This is a genomic window from Buttiauxella sp. WJP83 (assembly GCF_027594725.1).
GTDB lineage: Bacteria > Pseudomonadota > Gammaproteobacteria > Enterobacterales > Enterobacteriaceae > Buttiauxella > Buttiauxella selenatireducens.
In genome coordinates this window covers 3,225,744-3,242,596 of the sequence record NZ_CP110080.1, presented here as the reverse complement: position 1 = coordinate 3,242,596, position 16,853 = coordinate 3,225,744, and the positions used below count along the sequence as shown (strand labels likewise).

16 protein-coding genes are annotated in these 16,853 nt (G+C 51.9%); 10 read left to right on the top strand and 6 right to left on the bottom strand.

All coding sequences use genetic code 11. The features are described from left to right. Positions 1-164 precede the first annotated feature (164 nt). The 3 genes from OH773_RS15055 (at position 165) to OH773_RS15045 (ending at position 3,438) form a co-directional block, all read left to right on the top strand. Positions 165-998, top strand: a complete 834-nt coding sequence (locus OH773_RS15055; RefSeq protein ID WP_270145890.1) for a helix-turn-helix domain-containing protein — start codon at positions 165-167, stop codon at positions 996-998. A gap of 156 nt (positions 999-1,154) precedes the next feature. After that, a complete protein-coding gene (gene mdtQ, locus OH773_RS15050; RefSeq protein ID WP_270139583.1) occupies positions 1,155-2,600 on the top strand; it encodes a multidrug resistance outer membrane protein MdtQ in 1,446 nt (481 codons plus the stop codon). A 64-nt stretch (positions 2,601-2,664) separates the two neighbouring features. Then, positions 2,665-3,438: an SDR family oxidoreductase gene (locus OH773_RS15045; RefSeq protein ID WP_270139581.1), complete on the top strand. Its 774-nt coding sequence runs from the start codon at positions 2,665-2,667 to the stop codon at positions 3,436-3,438. Positions 3,439-3,440: 2 nt separating this feature from the next. Here the strand turns inward: OH773_RS15045 and OH773_RS15040 are convergent, their stop codons facing one another. Further along, complete coding sequence (locus OH773_RS15040) at positions 3,441-4,004, bottom strand: DedA family protein (protein WP_270139579.1); 564 nt, start codon at positions 4,002-4,004, stop codon at positions 3,441-3,443. A gap of 107 nt (positions 4,005-4,111) precedes the next feature. Here OH773_RS15040 and OH773_RS15035 point away from each other — a divergent pair, with 107 nt between their 5' ends. Then, a complete protein-coding gene (locus OH773_RS15035) occupies positions 4,112-4,699 on the top strand; it encodes a Yip1 family protein (RefSeq protein WP_183271014.1) in 588 nt (195 codons plus the stop codon). A 141-nt stretch (positions 4,700-4,840) separates the two neighbouring features. After that, positions 4,841-5,782: a D-alanyl-D-alanine endopeptidase gene (pbpG, locus tag OH773_RS15030; RefSeq protein WP_270139577.1), complete on the top strand. Its 942-nt coding sequence runs from the start codon at positions 4,841-4,843 to the stop codon at positions 5,780-5,782. Positions 5,783-5,788: 6 nt separating this feature from the next. Here pbpG and OH773_RS15025 read toward each other — a convergent pair whose 3' ends face one another. Further along, entirely contained in the window at positions 5,789-6,340 is a 552-nt protein-coding gene (locus tag OH773_RS15025) for a GNAT family N-acetyltransferase (RefSeq protein ID WP_270139575.1), read from the bottom strand. Positions 6,341-6,459: 119 nt separating this feature from the next. Next, a complete protein-coding gene (dld, locus tag OH773_RS15020; RefSeq protein ID WP_270139573.1) occupies positions 6,460-8,184 on the bottom strand; it encodes a D-lactate dehydrogenase in 1,725 nt (574 codons plus the stop codon). A gap of 193 nt (positions 8,185-8,377) precedes the next feature. Here dld and bglX point away from each other — a divergent pair, with 193 nt between their 5' ends. The 5 genes from bglX to OH773_RS14995 all read left to right on the top strand — a co-directional run bounded on the left by bglX (position 8,378) and on the right by OH773_RS14995 (position 14,574). Beyond that, positions 8,378-10,675, top strand: a complete 2,298-nt coding sequence (gene bglX, locus OH773_RS15015; RefSeq protein WP_270145888.1) for a beta-glucosidase BglX — start codon at positions 8,378-8,380, stop codon at positions 10,673-10,675. Positions 10,676-10,820: 145 nt separating this feature from the next. After that, on the top strand, positions 10,821-11,732 hold the full coding sequence (gene osmF, locus OH773_RS15010; protein WP_270139571.1) for a glycine betaine ABC transporter substrate-binding protein OsmF: 912 nt from the start codon (positions 10,821-10,823) through the stop codon (positions 11,730-11,732). Between the two features lie 13 nt (positions 11,733-11,745). Next, positions 11,746-12,903: an ABC transporter permease gene (locus tag OH773_RS15005; protein WP_270139569.1), complete on the top strand. Its 1,158-nt coding sequence runs from the start codon at positions 11,746-11,748 to the stop codon at positions 12,901-12,903. Further along, positions 12,900-13,859 (top strand): ABC transporter ATP-binding protein, encoded by a 960-nt coding sequence (locus OH773_RS15000; RefSeq protein WP_270139567.1) that lies wholly within the window; start codon positions 12,900-12,902, stop codon positions 13,857-13,859. The genes OH773_RS15005 and OH773_RS15000 overlap by 4 nt, the downstream gene beginning before the upstream one ends. Then, the gene (locus OH773_RS14995) at positions 13,843-14,574 is read left to right on the top strand and encodes an ABC transporter permease (RefSeq protein WP_270139566.1); all 732 of its coding nucleotides are present in this window, start codon (positions 13,843-13,845) and stop codon (positions 14,572-14,574) included. The genes OH773_RS15000 and OH773_RS14995 overlap by 17 nt, the downstream gene beginning before the upstream one ends. Here the strand turns inward: OH773_RS14995 and OH773_RS14990 are convergent. The 3 genes from OH773_RS14990 to OH773_RS14980 all read right to left on the bottom strand — a co-directional run bounded on the left by OH773_RS14990 (position 14,555) and on the right by OH773_RS14980 (position 16,816). Next, positions 14,555-14,662: a membrane protein gene (locus OH773_RS14990; RefSeq protein WP_034494204.1), complete on the bottom strand. Its 108-nt coding sequence runs from the start codon at positions 14,660-14,662 to the stop codon at positions 14,555-14,557. The genes OH773_RS14995 and OH773_RS14990 overlap by 20 nt on opposite strands. A 74-nt stretch (positions 14,663-14,736) precedes the next feature. Next, positions 14,737-15,492, bottom strand: coding sequence for a MerR family transcriptional regulator (locus OH773_RS14985; protein WP_270139565.1), 756 nt, complete (start codon positions 15,490-15,492; stop codon positions 14,737-14,739). A gap of 202 nt (positions 15,493-15,694) precedes the next feature. Continuing rightward, on the bottom strand, positions 15,695-16,816 hold the full coding sequence (locus OH773_RS14980; RefSeq protein WP_270139564.1) for a ribosomal protein uL16 3-hydroxylase: 1,122 nt from the start codon (positions 16,814-16,816) through the stop codon (positions 15,695-15,697). Positions 16,817-16,853 lie beyond the last annotated feature (37 nt).

The window sequence follows — 16,853 nt, the reverse complement described above, 5'->3', positions numbered from 1 at the left end:
GGGGCAACGCTCGTTGCGATCTCTTCTCTGGCTGCCAGTAATTGTCAGCAATTGGCATTTTGAGTGGGGTGCTGATGCGGGCGATCACAAATTGCAAAATCGGGATCGTTATTTGGGCTGGAGTGTTCTATTTTTTCGCCAGGTTGGTTTAAGTGAACGGCATGATGAATAAACTAGAAATCAGTCAGTATTTTCCCGATGAGCATTGCAAACTTTCTCTCTATGCCAGCGACCCGGAAGACAATAATTGCGAGCATAGCCATAGCTTTCAAGAACTGGTGATTGTTGATGAAGGACACGGCCTGCATGTCATTAATGGCAAGCCGATCTTTATCCAGCAGGGTGATGTGTTTTTTATTTGCGAGAACGATGTTCATTTTTACGATGAATTGGGCACGTTAAAGCTCATCAATATTTTAATTAACCCGCAGCTGGAGTTTCTTTTTTTAACCGGAATTGAAGGGTTATTAACCCGAATGACTGGCAGCAGGGCGGCGAATTACGGCTGGCTTACGCCGGAAACAAAAGCGCAGTGCAAACGGCTGATTGGTGAAATTTTCTGCAAGGAGCTATCGAGTTCCGACAATCAGGCATTAAAAGAGTCGCTATTTTTTACCTTAGTGACTCATATTACTTATGCGCAATCGCAGGCGGAATACAGCAATACTCGCTACAAACTGCATAAATTACTCAGCCATTTGCAAGAAAACTGTTTTAACGAAATTGATTGGCAGCACCTCGCAAGCCAGTTCCATCTCACTTTGCGCACCACTTCTCGTCATATAAAAGAAGTGACTGGTCTGACGCCGGAAAACTACCTGAAACGACTGCGGCTGGTGTCGGCACGAGTCAAACTCAAAGAAACCGATATGACGATTACCGAAGTGGCGTTTTTGTGTGGTTTTGCCAACAGCAACCATTTCACGACTTCCTATAAGAAAGTGTTTGGCGTGACGCCAAGTGCTGAGCGTAAGCGGGCGATGTCACTACCCGATTAATCTCTCATGGTAATATGTTTAGCAGGCTTATAGTTTTCGGTGAAACTAGTTTCAAGTTGTATCCCTTATTTACAATCGGTGTATTCCCACTGATACCTAAAATTTTCAGCACCAGAATGCGTAACCTGTGCGCTTTCTTTTACTCTGTGGCTGATTATGACTTCCTCACGTTTCCACTTTTCTGCGTCAGCCATCGCGCTGATGCTGGCTTTATCCGGCTGTGCGCCAATGCACAATGACGATGCTCCTCTTGCACAAAAGACGCCTCCTCAAAAGCTCGACACCCAACTTCCTCCTGAACTGGCTCATGGATGGCCGGGCAGCGACTGGTGGCGAGGTTATCACGACAGCCAAATTGATCGTCTGGTGGAACGCTCACTTAAAGATTCGCCGGACCTTGCCGTTGTGCAGCAGCGTATCAAGCTGGCACAAGCGCAAACTCGAATGCAGGAAGCCAGCGACGGCCCACAAATGGATTTCTCAGCCAACGTTGAGCGCCAGAAAATGTCTCAGGAAGGGGTGATGGGGCCGTTTGCGCTGACGGATCCTGCGGCAGGCACTACCGGGCCGTACTACACCAACGGTAATTTTGGGCTGACAGCCAGTTGGGATCTGGATTTGTGGGGCAAGAATCGCGCAGAAGTGGAAGCGAAAGTCGGCGTGATACGAGCGAAGCAGGCCGAGCTTGCACAGGCGAAGCAGGTTATTTCTACCAATGTGGTGCGCCTGTATTGGGATATGCAAACGCTGTTGGCGCTAAAAGAGGTGAAACAACAAACGCTGGCGGCTCAGAAAAATATCGTTGATGTTGAAACCAGCCTTTACGCCCGAGGGATAAATGCCTCGACTGACGACGTGGAATCCAATATCGATTTCGTGAAAACCCAACAGCAAATTGATGATATCGATGGGCGCATCAACATCGCTAAAGCGCAGTTGGCAGCAATAACCGGGGATGCACATGCAGCCTCGACGATTAAAGCTGTGCCATTGCCTAAGGTGAGTAGCCGTGCGCCAGACCATATGGGTTATGAACTATTGGCTCGTCGCCCTGATCTTCAGGAAGCACACTGGTACATCGAATCCTCTCTCAGTGGCGTCGACGCGGCTAAAGCGGCGTTTTATCCCGATGTAAACCTGAGCGCCTTTTTGCAAAATGATGCGTTACATCTGAGCGATTTGTTCCGCGGTTCAGCACAGCAAATGGGTGTCATCGGGGGCTTCACGTTACCTATTTTTGACAGCGGACGCCTGAATGCCAATCTCGATATCGTGCGTGCGCAAAGCAACTTGTCGATTGCCAGCTACAACAAGGCGGTGGTTGGCGCGGTTAACGATGTTGAGAAAGCGGCCAGCCAGTTGAATGCGGTTGCAGCGGAAAATGAGCATCAGCTCACCATCATGCAGGGTACGCAAAAGCTCAAAGCGCTGGCGCAAGCAAAGTACCACGCAGGGATTATTTCCGGTGCGCGGATGAGTGCGGCGACATTGCCGGACTTGTCAGAACAGGCGCGCGCCATCCAGCTTCACGGCCAATGGCTTAACGCAGATGTGCAACTCGTCTCCGCATTAGGCGGTGGTTATCAGGCGGGTAAAGCGTAGCAAAAGCAAATCACTCACCACCTCCTATAATGAGTTTCTGCGCGCAAACAATATGGAGGTGGTGATGAGTACGGCTAACAAAGTGGCTATCGTCACGGCGTCGGATTCGGGTATTGGCAAAAAATGTGCGCTGATATTGGCCCAGCAGGGGTTCGATATCGGCATTACCTGGCATTCGGACGAACAGGGCGCGCAAGAAACGGCACGATTAGTCGGTGGTTTTGGTCGTCGTGCGGAGACAGTGCAACTCGATTTAGCCCATCTTCCCGACGGGGCTGCGGGTATTGATGAATTGATTTGCCGTTTCGGGCGCGTGGACGCGCTGGTGAATAACGCTGGGGCAATGAGCAAAAATCCTTTCCTGGATGTCACTCTGGAGGAGTGGCGTGATCTGTTCACCGTGGATGTTGATGGCGCATTTGTCTGCTCGCAGAAGGTGGCGCGCGCGATGATTGCCCAGGGCAGTGGCGGCAGAATTGTCAATATCACCTCGGTTCACGAGCACACCCCGCTGCCTGAAGCGTGCGCCTACACCGCAGCGAAACATGCGTTGGGCGGGTTAACCAAATCCATGGCGATGGAGTTGGTGCAGTATAAAATTCTGGTCAATGCCGTCGCGCCCGGGGCCATCGCCACGCCAATGAATAACATGAGTGAAGGCGACGGAGCCAGCAGCCGAATTCCTGAAATCCCTTTAGGCCGCGCGGGTGAAACCGAAGAAATTGCGAGCCTGGTCGCATGGTTGTGTTCTGACAGCGCCAGCTACACCACCGGACAATCGTTTATCGTCGACGGTGGTTTTATGTTTGCCAACCCTCATTTTAAACCGAAAGGGTGAGCCTATTTTTCCCTCTCCCGTCGTTTAAACCAGTAGCGTACCAGCCACACCACCGCAACCACGCCGACCAGCCAAATCCAGTGCTTAATATGTTGGTCCAGGTCATGCAGCCACGGGCCAACTACTTCGCCGCCCAAATACCCCAGGGTGGTGAAAATGGTTGCCCAAAGTAGTGCGCCTACAATGTTGAGGGGGAGAAAGATTTTGGGAGGCAGGTGACTGGCACCAATCAAAATAGGGCTTATCACCCGAAAGCCGTACATAAAGCGCGATCCAATGACAAACCAATAGGGATGGCGGTTGATCAGATCCTGGGCTTTGGTGATTTTCTTTTTGTGCTTATTAAAACGTTCCGGAATGGAGCCGCGAAAACGTCTGCCAATCAGGTACAGCAGTTGGTCGCCAATCATTCCGCCCAGCGCAACAGACAGCACTACCAGCGGATACTTCAGCAGCCCCTGGTGTGCAGCAATGCCGCCCAGCAGCGTCACCGTTTCCCCTTCTGCCATACTCCCCAGAATCAGAGCGGCATAACCGTAATGCGCGATGAGATTATTGATATCCATAGTGAATCTGGTCACTCCAATTTATAACTGATTAAAAAACAATCCAGCCGTTGTGCATTATACTTTATCTGTGCTTAATCGATTTTTTTGGCATCTCAGGAGGCGTTATGAGTCATGTCTGGGGGCTTTTTTCCCATCCTAATCGTGAAATGCAGAACATAAAACGCGAGAACGAAACGGTAACACATCACTACACGCACCATGTGTTAATCATGGCGGCCATTCCGGTTATCTGTGCGTTTATTGGCACAACCCAAATTGGCTGGAATTTTGGTGATGGTACTTTCGTTAAATTGTCGATGTTTACCGGATTCTATTTAGGCGTACTGTTTTATGCACTGATGTTGGCGGGTGTCGCCGTGATGGGACGTGTCATTTGGTGGATGGCCCGTAACTATCCTCATCGTCCGTCATTGGCTCGTTGCATGGTGTTTGCCGGATATGTTGCGACTCCGCTGTTTCTAAGCGGCCTTGTGGCACTGTATCCACTGGTGTGGTTATGTGTTTTGGTGGGTGCTATTGCGCTGATTTACACCGGCTATTTGCTGTACGTCGGTGTGCCTGAGTTCCTGGGTATCAATAAAGAAGAGGGGATGAGTTTTTCAAGCTCAACGCTCGCCATTGGTGTACTGGTTCTTGAAGTGCTTTTAGCCATGAGCGTCATTTTGTGGGGCTATGGATACCGGCTGTTTTGAGGGGTATAAAACAATTACGATTCAATTGTGGCAGTTCTCCGGGGCGTCAGAGTATTATGCTGGCGCCTCGCTCTATTCATACGTGCTGTGAACAGATTCGATGGACACATCACATAATTGAATCATTACAGAAGTGTCACCATGCCGACAAAAATTCGTCTCTCGTTGCTCAGCCTCGCGCTGATGATTGCCGTTCCATTCGCTTCTCAGGCTGCGACAAAAGCCACTGAACAACAGGTTAGTGCCGGGCAAGAAATCGCTTCCGGCAGTGCCATGATCGTCGATCTGCAAACCAATAAAATTTTGTATTCCAGCCATCCCGATTTGGTGCGCCCCATTGCCTCGATAACCAAATTGATGACAGCGATGGTGGTTCTGGATGCGAACCTGCCGATGGATGAAATGCTGAGTGTCGACATCAGCCAGACACCGGAAATGAAAGGTGTTTATTCGCGCGTCCGTTTGAACAGTAAAATTAACCGTAAAGACATGATGTTGCTGGCGTTAATGTCGTCAGAAAACCGTGCGGCGGCGAGTCTGGCACATCATTATCCTGGTGGGTATAACGCATTTATTCGCGCAATGAATGCGAAAGCTAAATCCCTGGGGATGGCACACACCCGTTACGTTGAACCCACCGGGTTGTCGATTCAAAACGTTTCCACCGCGCGTGACTTATCCAAACTGCTGATTGCTTCCCGGCAATATCCGCTGCTTGGCCAGTTGAGCACGACGAAAGAAGATATGGCGACCTTTGCTAACCCGGCTTATACGCTGCCGTTCCGCAATACCAACCATTTGGTTTATAACAACAAATGGGATATTCAGCTCACCAAAACGGGTTTCACTAACAACGCTGGTCACTGCCTGGTCATGCGCACCATGATTAACAACCGCCCGGTGGCGCTGGTGGTGCTGGATGCCTTCGGGAAATATACCCACTTTGCTGATGCAAACCGTTTACGTAACTGGATGGAGACGGGCAAGGTGACGCCTGTTCCTTCATCGGCTCTGGCGTATAAAAAGCAAAAATCTGCACAGATGGCGAATAACAGTCATCAAGGCAATGCAATAGACGATTAAACGGTATTACGGCAGCGTCCTGTCTCCATCATTGAGCGGGCGCTGCATAATTAAGGTATCTCGCCAGCCGCCAAGCTTGAATCCCACATTGCGAAGTTGCCCAGCCACTTCGAAACCGAGCTGTTTGTGCAGACGACACGAACCTGAATTGTTCTCACCATCGCCAATCACCGCCACCATTTGCCGCCACGGGCCCTGTTCGCAGCGGGTAATCAGCGTGCTTAATAGCTCTCGCCCTACGCCTTTTCCCGTCATACTGGCGTCAATATAAACCGAGTCTTCAACGGTAAAACGGTACGCTGAACGTGAGCGATAGGCCGTCGCATAGCTAAAACCCACCACAATTCCGCTGTACACCGCGACCAGCCATGGAAGCTGCTGGAGATGAACCGCAGTAAGACGTTCGGCCATTTGAGCAAGTGTGGGCGGGACTTCCTCGAAAGAACTGCGGCCATGCAGAACGTGCCATTCATAAATGGCAGCGATGGCGGGAATGTCGTCGGCGGTGGCATCACGAACGTGTAATCGTACACTCGGCACGGTTTCGAGCACTGACATCTCTGGCTCCTGTACGCAAGATAGTAAAGTGGCATGTGGTCACACCACTTTGGTCGCATCTTAATCTAGTACAAAAAACAAGCGAGCAACAACTCAATCCTGTTATTTGGCGGTATAACTTAATGAGGACCGTGGTGATGCGTGTGGTTACAGTCCTTTTCCTCCCACCATTTATGCTTAGTGGTTTTACCAATGCCTGGGTTCATGCTGTTAGTTGGGTCATTGGCCTGATAAAACTGTTTTAAGCTGTCTGGCGCTTCATACAAATGCCCGACGTTATGTTCAGCCGGATACTGCGCCCCGCGCGCGCGAAGCAGCTCGAGCATCTGCTCTTTCAGCGCATGGACATCAACCCCTTTTTTCACAATGTAATCCTGATGGAAGACATGGCACATGAAGTGGCCGTAATACAGGCTATGGCTTATCTGGCTGCTAATTTCCGGCGGTAAATGCTCAAACCATTCCTGGTCGTTACGACGCAGAGCGATATCCAACGCCAGGATATCTTCGACTTCGTTAGCATGAACCGCGTGATAGCGTATCGCGGCACCCGCAGCGGCAAAGCGGTGCAAAAATGCCTTCGCCCCTTCCGTTGGCGTACAGACGAAAAAGCCACCTTCCGCCTGTTGGAAATAACTTTCCAGCCAGTTGCGTGCTTCGGCAATCCCTTCACCGGACATCTTCAACAACAAATGATGTTCGTATTTTCCACGCCACTCTTTCATCCGCGGCGGTAAATGGCCCGGAGTCCAGCCACTCAGGCGTTGTAAAACACGATCGGTGAAGTGAGACTTAACGAACGGGACTTTTTCAAGCCACGCATCCGTACGGCCTTTCAGGGTGAAGAACATCGGCAGTTTGTCGGTGCCGAGTTTGTCGATCATCATGAACGTGTCTTTGCCGTACACCTCGGCGATATCGTAAATATCCCGGTGCATGTATTCGCCCGCGACGGGCAGGTTTTCAAAATTAGCCAGGATATGGCGGCGGATTTCGGTCAGTACTTCAGGTTTGTTGGTGCCGATGTAAAACACTTCATTTTGCTTTTCGGCAACAAAGGTGTCGAGGCGTACAGCAAAGACGGCGAGTTTCCCTGCACAGCCAGAGGCTTCAAAAAGGCGGCTTGGGTCAGCATTAAAGCGTGATGGTGTGTCCGCATCAACGTCACGTACGCGCTCGGCATAGTCTTTATCTGATGCCTGGCGCTGGTCGTGCAGCACGTTTTCTGGCTTCACTCGCTCGTCATCGAGCTTACCGAGGATTTGTTCCGGTGTGACGCCAAGATCGATTCCCAGATGGTTCACCAGCGTTAATTTGCCTTGCTCATCAATACGCGCATACAGCGCCATCTCGGTATAAGCAGGCCCACGTTTTACCAGGGAGCCGCCGGAATTATTACAAATCCCGCCAATGACCGAAGCCCCAATACAAGACGAACCAATAACCGAGTGCGGTTCACGTCCAAGAGGTTTAAGCGCTTTTTCCAGTTGATAGAGTGTGCTGCCTGGAAACGCGAGAACCTGCTTTCCGCCATCCAACAACTGTAATTTATCCAGACGCAGCGTGCTGATGATGACAATTTCACGATCGTAATCGTTGCCATTTGGGGTTGAGCCTTCGGTCAAACCGGTATTAGCCGCCTGCATCAGAATGATTTTGTCGGTGCTGACACATGCGCTCAGCACTCTCCATAACTCAAGCAAAGTTCCGGGGAAAACGACCGCCAGCGCATCGCCCTGGCCGGAGCGGAAACCTTTACGATAACGCGCCGTTTTTGCCGCATCGGTTAGCACATGTTGACTGCCCACCAGGCGGCTTAGCTCATTAATAAACGGGTTAGACATCTATCCACTCCTTGTGAAAATAGTGAAGTCTTCAAGCATAGCCTGAAAATGGGTAATGAATCTTCCGAAACGCTCGAAAAATCAGCATATAACATCAGACTCGCTCTTCTTACCGACATGACGTTGTGGCACACTGCACCTCTTAACACTTCGTGCTGCCCTGCGTGGCGGCTTGAGCAAGAGAGTAATGTCGATGAAATGGCTCTGTTCTGTAAGTTTCGCAGTTAGCCTTGCGCTGCAACCTGCGCTGGCGTCTGAAATGTTTGGCCCGCACCCGTTAACGCCAGAAGCACGTGACGCCTTCGTCACCGATTTGCTGAAACAAATGACCACTGACGAGAAAATCGGCCAACTGCGGTTAATCAGCGTCGGGCCGGATAACCCGAAAGAAGCCATTCGCGAGATGATCAAAGACGGGCAGGTTGGGGCGATTTTCAACACCGTTACCCGCCACGATATCCGTGCCATGCAAGACCAGGTGATGAGCCTGAGCCGTCTGCACATTCCATTATTCTTCGCCTACGATGTGGTGCATGGTCAACGTACCGTGTTCCCGATAAGCCTGGGTTTAGCCTCATCCTTTAATCTGGATGCCGTGAAAACGGTAGGGCGCGTTTCTGCTTATGAAGCCGCAGACGATGGCCTGAACATGACATGGGCGCCGATGGTTGACGTTTCCCGCGACCCGCGTTGGGGCCGTGTGTCAGAAGGTTTTGGTGAAGATACTTATCTTACTTCCATCATGGGCCGCACCATGGTGGAAGCGATGCAAGGCAAAAGCCCGGCAGATCGCTACTCGGTGATGACCAGCGTCAAACACTTCGCAGCCTATGGCGCAGTTGAGGGCGGCAAAGAGTACAACACCGTGGACATGAGCACCCAACGCTTGTTCAACGACTATATGCCGCCATACAAAGCCGCGCTTGATGCGGGCAGCGGTGGCGTGATGGTGGCGCTGAACTCGCTGAACGGTACACCGGCATCGTCGGATACCTGGTTGCTCAAAGATTTGCTGCGCGATGAGTGGAAATTCAAAGGCATCACCATTTCTGACCACGGTGCAATCAAAGAGCTCATCAAGCACGGTGTGGCGAGCGATCCGAAAGATGCAGTCCGTATCGCACTGAATTCCGGCATCAACATGAGTATGAGTGATGAGTATTACAGCAAATACTTGCCAGAGCTTGTGAAAAGCGGTGCGGTGCCGATGGCTGAACTCGATGACGCAACGCGTCACGTGCTGAACGTGAAATATGATATGGGTCTGTTTAACGATCCTTACAGCCACTTAGGGCCGAAAGAGTCTGACCCGGAAGACACTAACGCGGAAAGCCGCCTGCACCGTAAAGAAGCCCGCGAAGTGGCGCGTGAAAGTATGGTTCTGCTGAAAAACCGCCTGCAAACCTTGCCACTGAAAAAATCAGGCACCATTGCCGTGGTCGGGCCGCTGGCCGATAGCAAACGCGACATGATGGGAAGCTGGTCTGCTGCGGGTGTGGCCGATCAAACCATTACCGTGTTGCAGGGCATCAAAAATGCGGTGGGTGACAGCGCTAAGATCGTGGTCGCCAAAGGCGCTAACGTCACCGATGAAAAAGACATTGTTGCATTTCTGAACCAGTACGAGCCGGCAGTGAGTGTTGACACTCGTTCTGCCAAAGCGATGATTGACGAAGCCGTTAATACCGCGAAATCGGCGGATGTGGTGGTTGCCGTGGTAGGCGAGGCGCAAGGTATGGCGCACGAAGCCTCCAGCCGCACCGATCTGGTTCTGCCGCAGAGCCAGCGCGATTTAATTGCCGCCCTGAAAACGACCGGCAAACCGTTAGTCCTGGTATTAATGAATGGTCGCCCACTGGCACTGGTCAAAGAAAATCAACAGGCTGATGCGCTGCTGGAAGCCTGGTATAGCGGCACCGAAGGCGGTAACGCTGTTGCTGATATCTTGTTTGGCGATTACAACCCGTCAGGCAAATTGCCGATGTCCTTCCCGCGTTCTGTCGGGCAGATCCCAACGTACTACAGCCATTTAAATACCGGGCGTCCGTACAACCCGGAAAAACCGAACAAATACACGTCCCGTTACTTCGACGAAGCTAACGGCCCGCTGTTCCCATTCGGTTATGGCCTGAGCTACACCACTTTCACTGTTTCTGATGTGAAAATGTCAGCAGCGACGATGAATGCTGACGGCAAACTGGAAGCAAGTGTTGAAGTGAAAAACACCGGCGACCGCGAAGGGGAAACCGTTGTGCAGATGTATCTGCGAGATGTCACCGCGTCAATGAGCCGCCCGGTCAAAGAGCTGAAAGGCTTTAAGAAAGTGTCGCTGAAACCGGGTGAAACTCAGACGGTGAGTTTCCCGATTGACGTTGAAGCACTGAAGTTCTGGAACGCGCAGATGAAGCATGTTGCGGAACCAGGCAAATTCAATGTGTTTATTGGGCTGGATTCTGCTCGCGTGAAGCAGGGCGAGTTTGAGCTGAAGTAATTCGCGCAATTCACGTTTCCAAATAAAGGGCCGGTTTACCGGCCCTTTTCTTATTCTGCCCCCCATGCACCCACAACCATTTAATTTTCGGCTAAACTTTTGCGACTCCATGATTTTTAAGAGAGAACAACAACGAGGAAGCACAATGAATTTATCAGCGCGTTGGGGTGTGGCGGGATTAGTGTTGTTGGCCGCAGGAGTGCAGGCTGCAGAACCTGTGAAAGTGGGTTCTAAAATCGATACCGAAGGTTCATTGCTCGGCAATATTATTTTGCAGGTGCTCGATAGCCACGGCGTCAAAACCGTTAATAAAGTTCAGTTAGGAACCACTCCGGTGGTGCGTGGGGCCATTACCGCAGGTGAACTGGATATCTACCCGGAATATACCGGCAACGGGGCGTTTTTCTTTAAAGATGAAAACGACCCAGCCTGGAAAAATGCGCAGCTTGGCTATGAGAAAGTCAAAAAACTGGATGCTGAGAAAAATCATCTGGTGTGGTTAACCCCCGCTCCGGCGAACAATACCTGGACCATCGCCGTTCGCAAAGACCTCGCTGAGAAAAACAAACTTAGCTCGCTTGACGATCTCAGCGCGTATCTGAAAAAGGGTGGTGAGTTCAAACTTGCGGCGTCCGCTGAATTTATCGAACGTTCCGACGCACTTCCTGCCTTTGAAAAAGCCTATGGCTTTAAGCTCGAACAACCGCAATTGTTGTCACTGGCTGGGGGCGATACTGCCGTAACCATTAAAGCTGCCGCGCAGCAAACTTCGGGTGTGAATGCCGCAATGGCCTATGGTACCGATGGTCCTGTGGCCGCACTCGGTTTGCAAACCCTGAGCGACCCAAAAGGTGTGCAGCCAATTTATGCCCCAACGCCTGTGGTACGTGAAAGTGTGCTGAAAGCGTACCCGGAAATGGGCGAATGGTTAAAACCGGTATTTGCCTCACTTGATGAGAAAACGCTGCAACAGCTGAATGCCAGCATTGCGGTGGAAGGCCTGGATGCGAAGAAAGTGGCTGCTGATTACCTGAAACAGAAAGGTTTCGTTAAATAGACAGGATGTGCGTTTGCTAAAGATTCATAACCGCGTCCTGCTGTTGCTGGTGATTTTACTGGTGGTGGCGGGCGCGGTACTGCCGTTTATCAACTATGCACCCAACCGCCTGGTTTCCGGGGAATCTATTGCGCTTCACCAACTCCCCGCCCATGCCTGGTTGATTCTTTCCATTCCGGTTTTCATTCTGCTATGTCTTGCGCTTTTGCCGTGTCGGCCAACCTCCCTGGTGTCGACGTTGCTGGTGGGCGAACTGTTGTTTATTGCCATCTTGTTGGTGATGGGGCGTACCGCATCGCAATTCGCCGCGCATGGCAGCACGCTTGCGCGCACGTCTCCCGGCAGCGGGCTGTGGCTTTCATTAACACTCTGCTTGTTACTGTGCGCCGATGCGATTAGCCGCCTGACGCCAAATGCACTCTGGCGATTGCTACTGAATCTGCAAATCTGGATTGTACCGGTCGCGCTGCTGGTGAGCGGGTATTTTGATTCACTATCGTTGCTAAAAGAGTACGCCAATCGTCAGGACGTGTTTGATGACTCACTGTCGCGCCATCTGGCTCTGCTATTGGGGACGTTATTGCCCGCATTGTTGATTGGCGTGCCGTTGGGCGTACTGTGTTACAACCGCCCTGGCTGGCAATCATCGGTATTTTCGGTGCTCAATGTGATTCAAACGGTGCCTTCGGTGGCGCTGTTCGGTTTGTTAATCGCACCGTTGGCAGGGCTGGTCAAACTGGCTCCCTGGTTAGGCACCCTCGGCGTAAGTGGAATTGGTGTCGCGCCTGCGCTAATCGCGCTCGTGCTGTACGCGCTGCTGCCGTTGGTGCGTGGCGTGGTGTCAGGATTGCAGCAAGTTCCCCGCAATATCATTGAAAGCGCTGAAGGCATGGGCATGTCGCGTTGGCAGGTGTTCTGGCAGGCCGAAGTGCCGCTCGCACTGCCGGTTTTATTACGCAGCCTGCGCGTCGTGTGCGTACAAACCATTGGTATGACGGTGATCGCAGCCCTGATTGGTGCGGGCGGTTTCGGGGCGATTATTTTCCAGGGATTACTCAGTAGCGCGCTCGACCTGGTGTTGCTCGGCGTGATCCCGGTGATCGCGCTGGCGGTCATTCTGGACGCATTTTTTAAACTGTTTATCTCATTGCTTGAGGAAAAACAGCCATGATTGAATTTGAGAATGTCAGCAAGTCTTTCCAGGGTAAGGCGGCAGTCAGCAATTTATCGCTGAATATCAAGGAAGGGGAGTTTACGGTGCTGATTGGGACTTCCGGTTCCGGAAAGTCCACCACGCTAAAAATGATAAACCGCCTGATCGAACACGATAGCGGGCGCATTCGTTTTGCCGGAGAAGAGATCCGCAATTTTGATGCAAAAGCCCTGCGCCGTCGCATGGGATATGCGATTCAGTCTATCGGCCTGTTTCCCCACTGGAGCGTGGCCCAGAATATCGCCACCGTACCGCAATTGCTGAAATGGCCGAAAGCGCGAATCAGTGCGCGCATTGACGAATTACTGCAGTTGCTCGGGCTTGAAGCGGAACAATTTCGCGACCGTTACCCGCATCAACTTTCAGGTGGGCAACAGCAACGTGTCGGCGTGGCGCGTGCGCTGGCGGCCGATCCGGAGGTGTTGCTGATGGATGAGCCTTTTGGCGCGCTGGACCCGGTGACACGCGGCGCGCTGCAACAAGAAATTATCCGCATTCACCAACTTTTTGGGCGCACGATTGTGTTGGTGACGCACGACATCGACGAAGCACTGACGCTTGCCGACCGAATTGTACTGATGGATAGCGGGCAGGTGATTCAGCAAGGCACGCCGCTGGAGTTATTAACGCGCCCGGCGACAGATTTCGTGCGTGATTTCTTTGGTCGCAGCGAGCTTGGCGTGCGGCTATTGTCACTTCGCCAGGTCGCCGATCGTGTGCGAGTCGAGGAGCGAATGGCAGGCGAACCGATCAGTGAAACATTAAGTCTACGCGAGGCGTTGTCGTTATTTGTCTTCCGCCAGTGCGAGCAGTTACCGGTAGTGAATCAGCAGGGTGAACCTTCCGGTGTTTTGCATTTTAGCGATCTGGTTCAGGGGGAAAAAATGCGAGGTGACCATGCGTCTGCTCCGTGATCCCTTGCTGTGGTTAATTGCGCTCTTTATCGGGCTGTTAGTCGTGATGCCTTACAGCAGCCCCTTGTTCAGTTGGCTTTTCCCTGATCTTGAAAGGCCGTTGTATCAGCAAGACAGTTTTGTGGCGCTGGCGTTAAAACACTTCATGCTGGTGGGGATCTCCAGTCTGGTCGCCGTGGTGATTGGGATGGGGCTGGGCATTGCGGTCACTCGACCGGCAGGGCTTGAATTTCGCTCGCTGGTTGAAACCATTGCGGCGGCTGGGCAAACTTTCCCGCCCGTCGCGGTATTGGCAATTGCCGTTCCGGTGATGGGGTTTGGTCAACAGCCTGCGATTATTGCGCTGGTGCTGTACGGTTTGCTGCCGATTTTGCAGGGGACGTTGGCCGGATTAGGGGCAGTGCCAGAATCGACAAAAGAGATTGCGTTGGGTGCCGGGATGAGCCGCTGGCAAATGCTGCGAAAAGTAGAATTACCTCTTGCCGCGCCGGTGATTCTGGCGGGTGTCCGCACCTCGGTCATCATTAATATCGGTACCGCAGCGATCGCCTCAACCGTTGGTGCCAGCACTCTGGGGTCGCCGATAATCATCGGGTTGAGCGGTTTTAACACCGCCTATGTGATTCAGGGGGCTTTACTGGTTGCGCTGGCGGCAGTGGTGATCGACCGCCTGTTTGAGCGCCTGTTACGTTACATCACGCGCCATGAAGAATGACGATATAACCAACCAGCATTACGCCGCCAATCCCACCGATTGCCATCACCAGCATACCGCCCACCAGGGCAATTTTACTTAATTTCATTTTCAGTTCGCTCCAAATGTTACAGGGGCGATTATAAGACGAAGCAGGGTTGTTAATGAACTATTAAGTTTGTCTTATGCGCGTTGCGTCGTATGCCCGTTACCCATCAACGGGAAGATTTGTAAGCCTTCACAGCGCCAGAGCTCCAGTTGATCGAGCTGATTATGTGTCGGCGTATCGCCACACCAGACCAATAAGGTTTGCTGGGCGAAAAGTTCAGGGCGCAGCTGATGCAGCGGATGGGCGAGGACATCCACACGCCAACCCTGTTGTATCGCCATCCACGCAGCCATCCACAAACGCGTGGTATCCGGCGTGTCCCATCCCACCAGTAATGCATCTTTACCACTGCGTTTACGTGCTGATGCCAGGCATAGCGCAATGTAATTGATCAGCGCGCCATCGAGCAGACTGAGCAGAGTGTTGAGGGTGACTTGTTGGCATTGCAGGCGGCGACGCAAAGGGATGTAGAGCTGATTCACGAGGGTTTCTGCCGGATAATCGCGGCCAATATCAGCAATCCAGCTTCGTAACCGGTTAGGGCTGCCACTTTGTAAATGTTGGAGTAAAAGCTCCTGGCGCTCTCGCCAGCCGCTTTCCAGATCCTGAAGCTCACCGCTCAATAAGGCTTTCACTTTACTTACCTGAACGCCGTTCTCGATCCAGTGTTTGATTTCGCGGATGCGTTCGATGTCGGCATCGTCAAATAATCGATGGCCGCCATCGGTACGCTGCGGTTTCAGTAGCCCGTAACGCCGTTGCCAGGCTCGCAACGTGACGGGATTGATATCACAAAGCACAGCCACTTCACCGATAGTATAAAGTGCCATGTTATCCCCAAAGTCTTCCCGGGAAGCCCCCGTTTAACTGTAGTCAGTGGCAAAGACTCTGCGTAATTTTTAGTTTCAGTGCGCAACTAAAAGTATTTTATTGGCGTATTGAGGGGATATGGGGAGTGTTTCTTGCGTTAATCCGCCCTACGAAAAGATAACGTAGGGCGGATTAGCGTAGCGATAACTGAAATTAATAGCGTTAGTCGTCGAAGTACCAGTAACCCTGGTTAACCAGTTCAGTCAAAACATTGACAAATTCCGGGTTCTGCAGTGCGTCACCCAGCTCTGTCTGGCTTAGTGTCGTGTAACGGCACAGCGCGTCAGCGGCTTCTGGAACCGGTGCTTCCATCGGTTCACTATTGACGAAGAACTTTCCATCGACGTTCAGCACGCGCAATCCGCTCAGACGGGTCAGGCTTTCACCACCCAGTAGTGCATCGAGGATTTCATCTTGCTGATATGGCGGCTCTGCTGGAGCAACGTCCAGTTCATGGCGTGGGGTGGTGATAAAGCGGCCAAACCACTGCTTGAAATCTTCCGGCTGGTTGATGACATCCATCATCATGTCGCGCAGGCGGTTAAGCTCATAGCCTTCCACTTTGCCCGGATGCTCACGGCAGGTTAAATCAGGGTCGCTGTAATGCTCGCCGCCCAAATCGTTTTCCAGCGCGTAGTCCGCAAAGCTGCTGATTAAGTCGCGGCCATTTGGCCCACGGAAACCTACGGAGTAGTTAAGTGCGGTTTCATGGGTGAAGCCATCGTGTGGGAAACCCGGTGGAATATACAGAATATCGCCAGGCTCCAGATCTTCATCAATGATCGGTTCAAACGGGTCAACGTGCAGCAACGCCGGATGTGGACAGAACTGACGCATTGGCAGTTTGTCACCGACACGCCAGCGACGGCTGCCCATGCCCTGAATAATAAACACATCATATTGATCGATATGCGGGCCAACGCCACCACCCGGTACGGAGAAGGAGATCATCAGATCGTCCAGACGCCAGTCAGGCAACACGCGGAACGGGCGCACCAGTTCAGCAGACGGGGCATGCCAGTGGTTAACGGCTTGTGCCAGCAGGGACCAGCCTGTTTCGCCCAGGTTATCAAAGTGTTCGAAAGGCCCGTTGGCGGCCTGCCATTGACCATTGGTGTGGCTGACCAGTCGGCTATCCACCTCTGCTTCCATAGCAAGACCGGCTAATTCATCCGGCGTAATCGGATCGACAAAATTAGGAAACGCATTTTTCAAAATAACCGGCTTTTTCTGCCAGTATTTCGCCATAAACTCAGGCCAGTCTAAATTAAGTTGATAATCCATTTTTGACACCAGTGGAGGATAAACGGGCTTAATTATA

Excerpts from the sequence above, each read along its gene's own strand:
- OH773_RS15055 (WP_270145890.1), top strand. The coding sequence starts at position 165 with ATGAATAAACTAGAAATCAGTCAGTATTTTCCCGATGAGCATTGCAAA.
- mdtQ (WP_270139583.1), top strand. The coding sequence starts at position 1,155 with ATGACTTCCTCACGTTTCCACTTTTCTGCGTCAGCCATCGCGCTGATG.
- OH773_RS15045 (WP_270139581.1), top strand. The coding sequence starts at position 2,665 with ATGAGTACGGCTAACAAAGTGGCTATCGTCACGGCGTCGGATTCGGGT.
- OH773_RS15040 (WP_270139579.1), bottom strand. The coding sequence starts at position 4,004 with ATGGATATCAATAATCTCATCGCGCATTACGGTTATGCCGCTCTGATT.
- OH773_RS15035 (WP_183271014.1), top strand. The coding sequence starts at position 4,112 with ATGAGTCATGTCTGGGGGCTTTTTTCCCATCCTAATCGTGAAATGCAG.
- pbpG (WP_270139577.1), top strand. The coding sequence starts at position 4,841 with ATGCCGACAAAAATTCGTCTCTCGTTGCTCAGCCTCGCGCTGATGATT.
- OH773_RS15025 (WP_270139575.1), bottom strand. The coding sequence starts at position 6,340 with ATGTCAGTGCTCGAAACCGTGCCGAGTGTACGATTACACGTTCGTGAT.
- dld (WP_270139573.1), bottom strand. The coding sequence starts at position 8,184 with ATGTCTAACCCGTTTATTAATGAGCTAAGCCGCCTGGTGGGCAGTCAA.
- bglX (WP_270145888.1), top strand. The coding sequence starts at position 8,378 with ATGAAATGGCTCTGTTCTGTAAGTTTCGCAGTTAGCCTTGCGCTGCAA.
- osmF (WP_270139571.1), top strand. The coding sequence starts at position 10,821 with ATGAATTTATCAGCGCGTTGGGGTGTGGCGGGATTAGTGTTGTTGGCC.
- OH773_RS15000 (WP_270139567.1), top strand. The coding sequence starts at position 12,900 with ATGATTGAATTTGAGAATGTCAGCAAGTCTTTCCAGGGTAAGGCGGCA.
- OH773_RS14995 (WP_270139566.1), top strand. The coding sequence starts at position 13,843 with ATGCGTCTGCTCCGTGATCCCTTGCTGTGGTTAATTGCGCTCTTTATC.
- OH773_RS14990 (WP_034494204.1), bottom strand. The coding sequence starts at position 14,662 with ATGAAATTAAGTAAAATTGCCCTGGTGGGCGGTATGCTGGTGATGGCA.
- OH773_RS14985 (WP_270139565.1), bottom strand. The coding sequence starts at position 15,492 with ATGGCACTTTATACTATCGGTGAAGTGGCTGTGCTTTGTGATATCAAT.
- OH773_RS14980 (WP_270139564.1), bottom strand. The coding sequence starts at position 16,816 with ATGGATTATCAACTTAATTTAGACTGGCCTGAGTTTATGGCGAAATAC.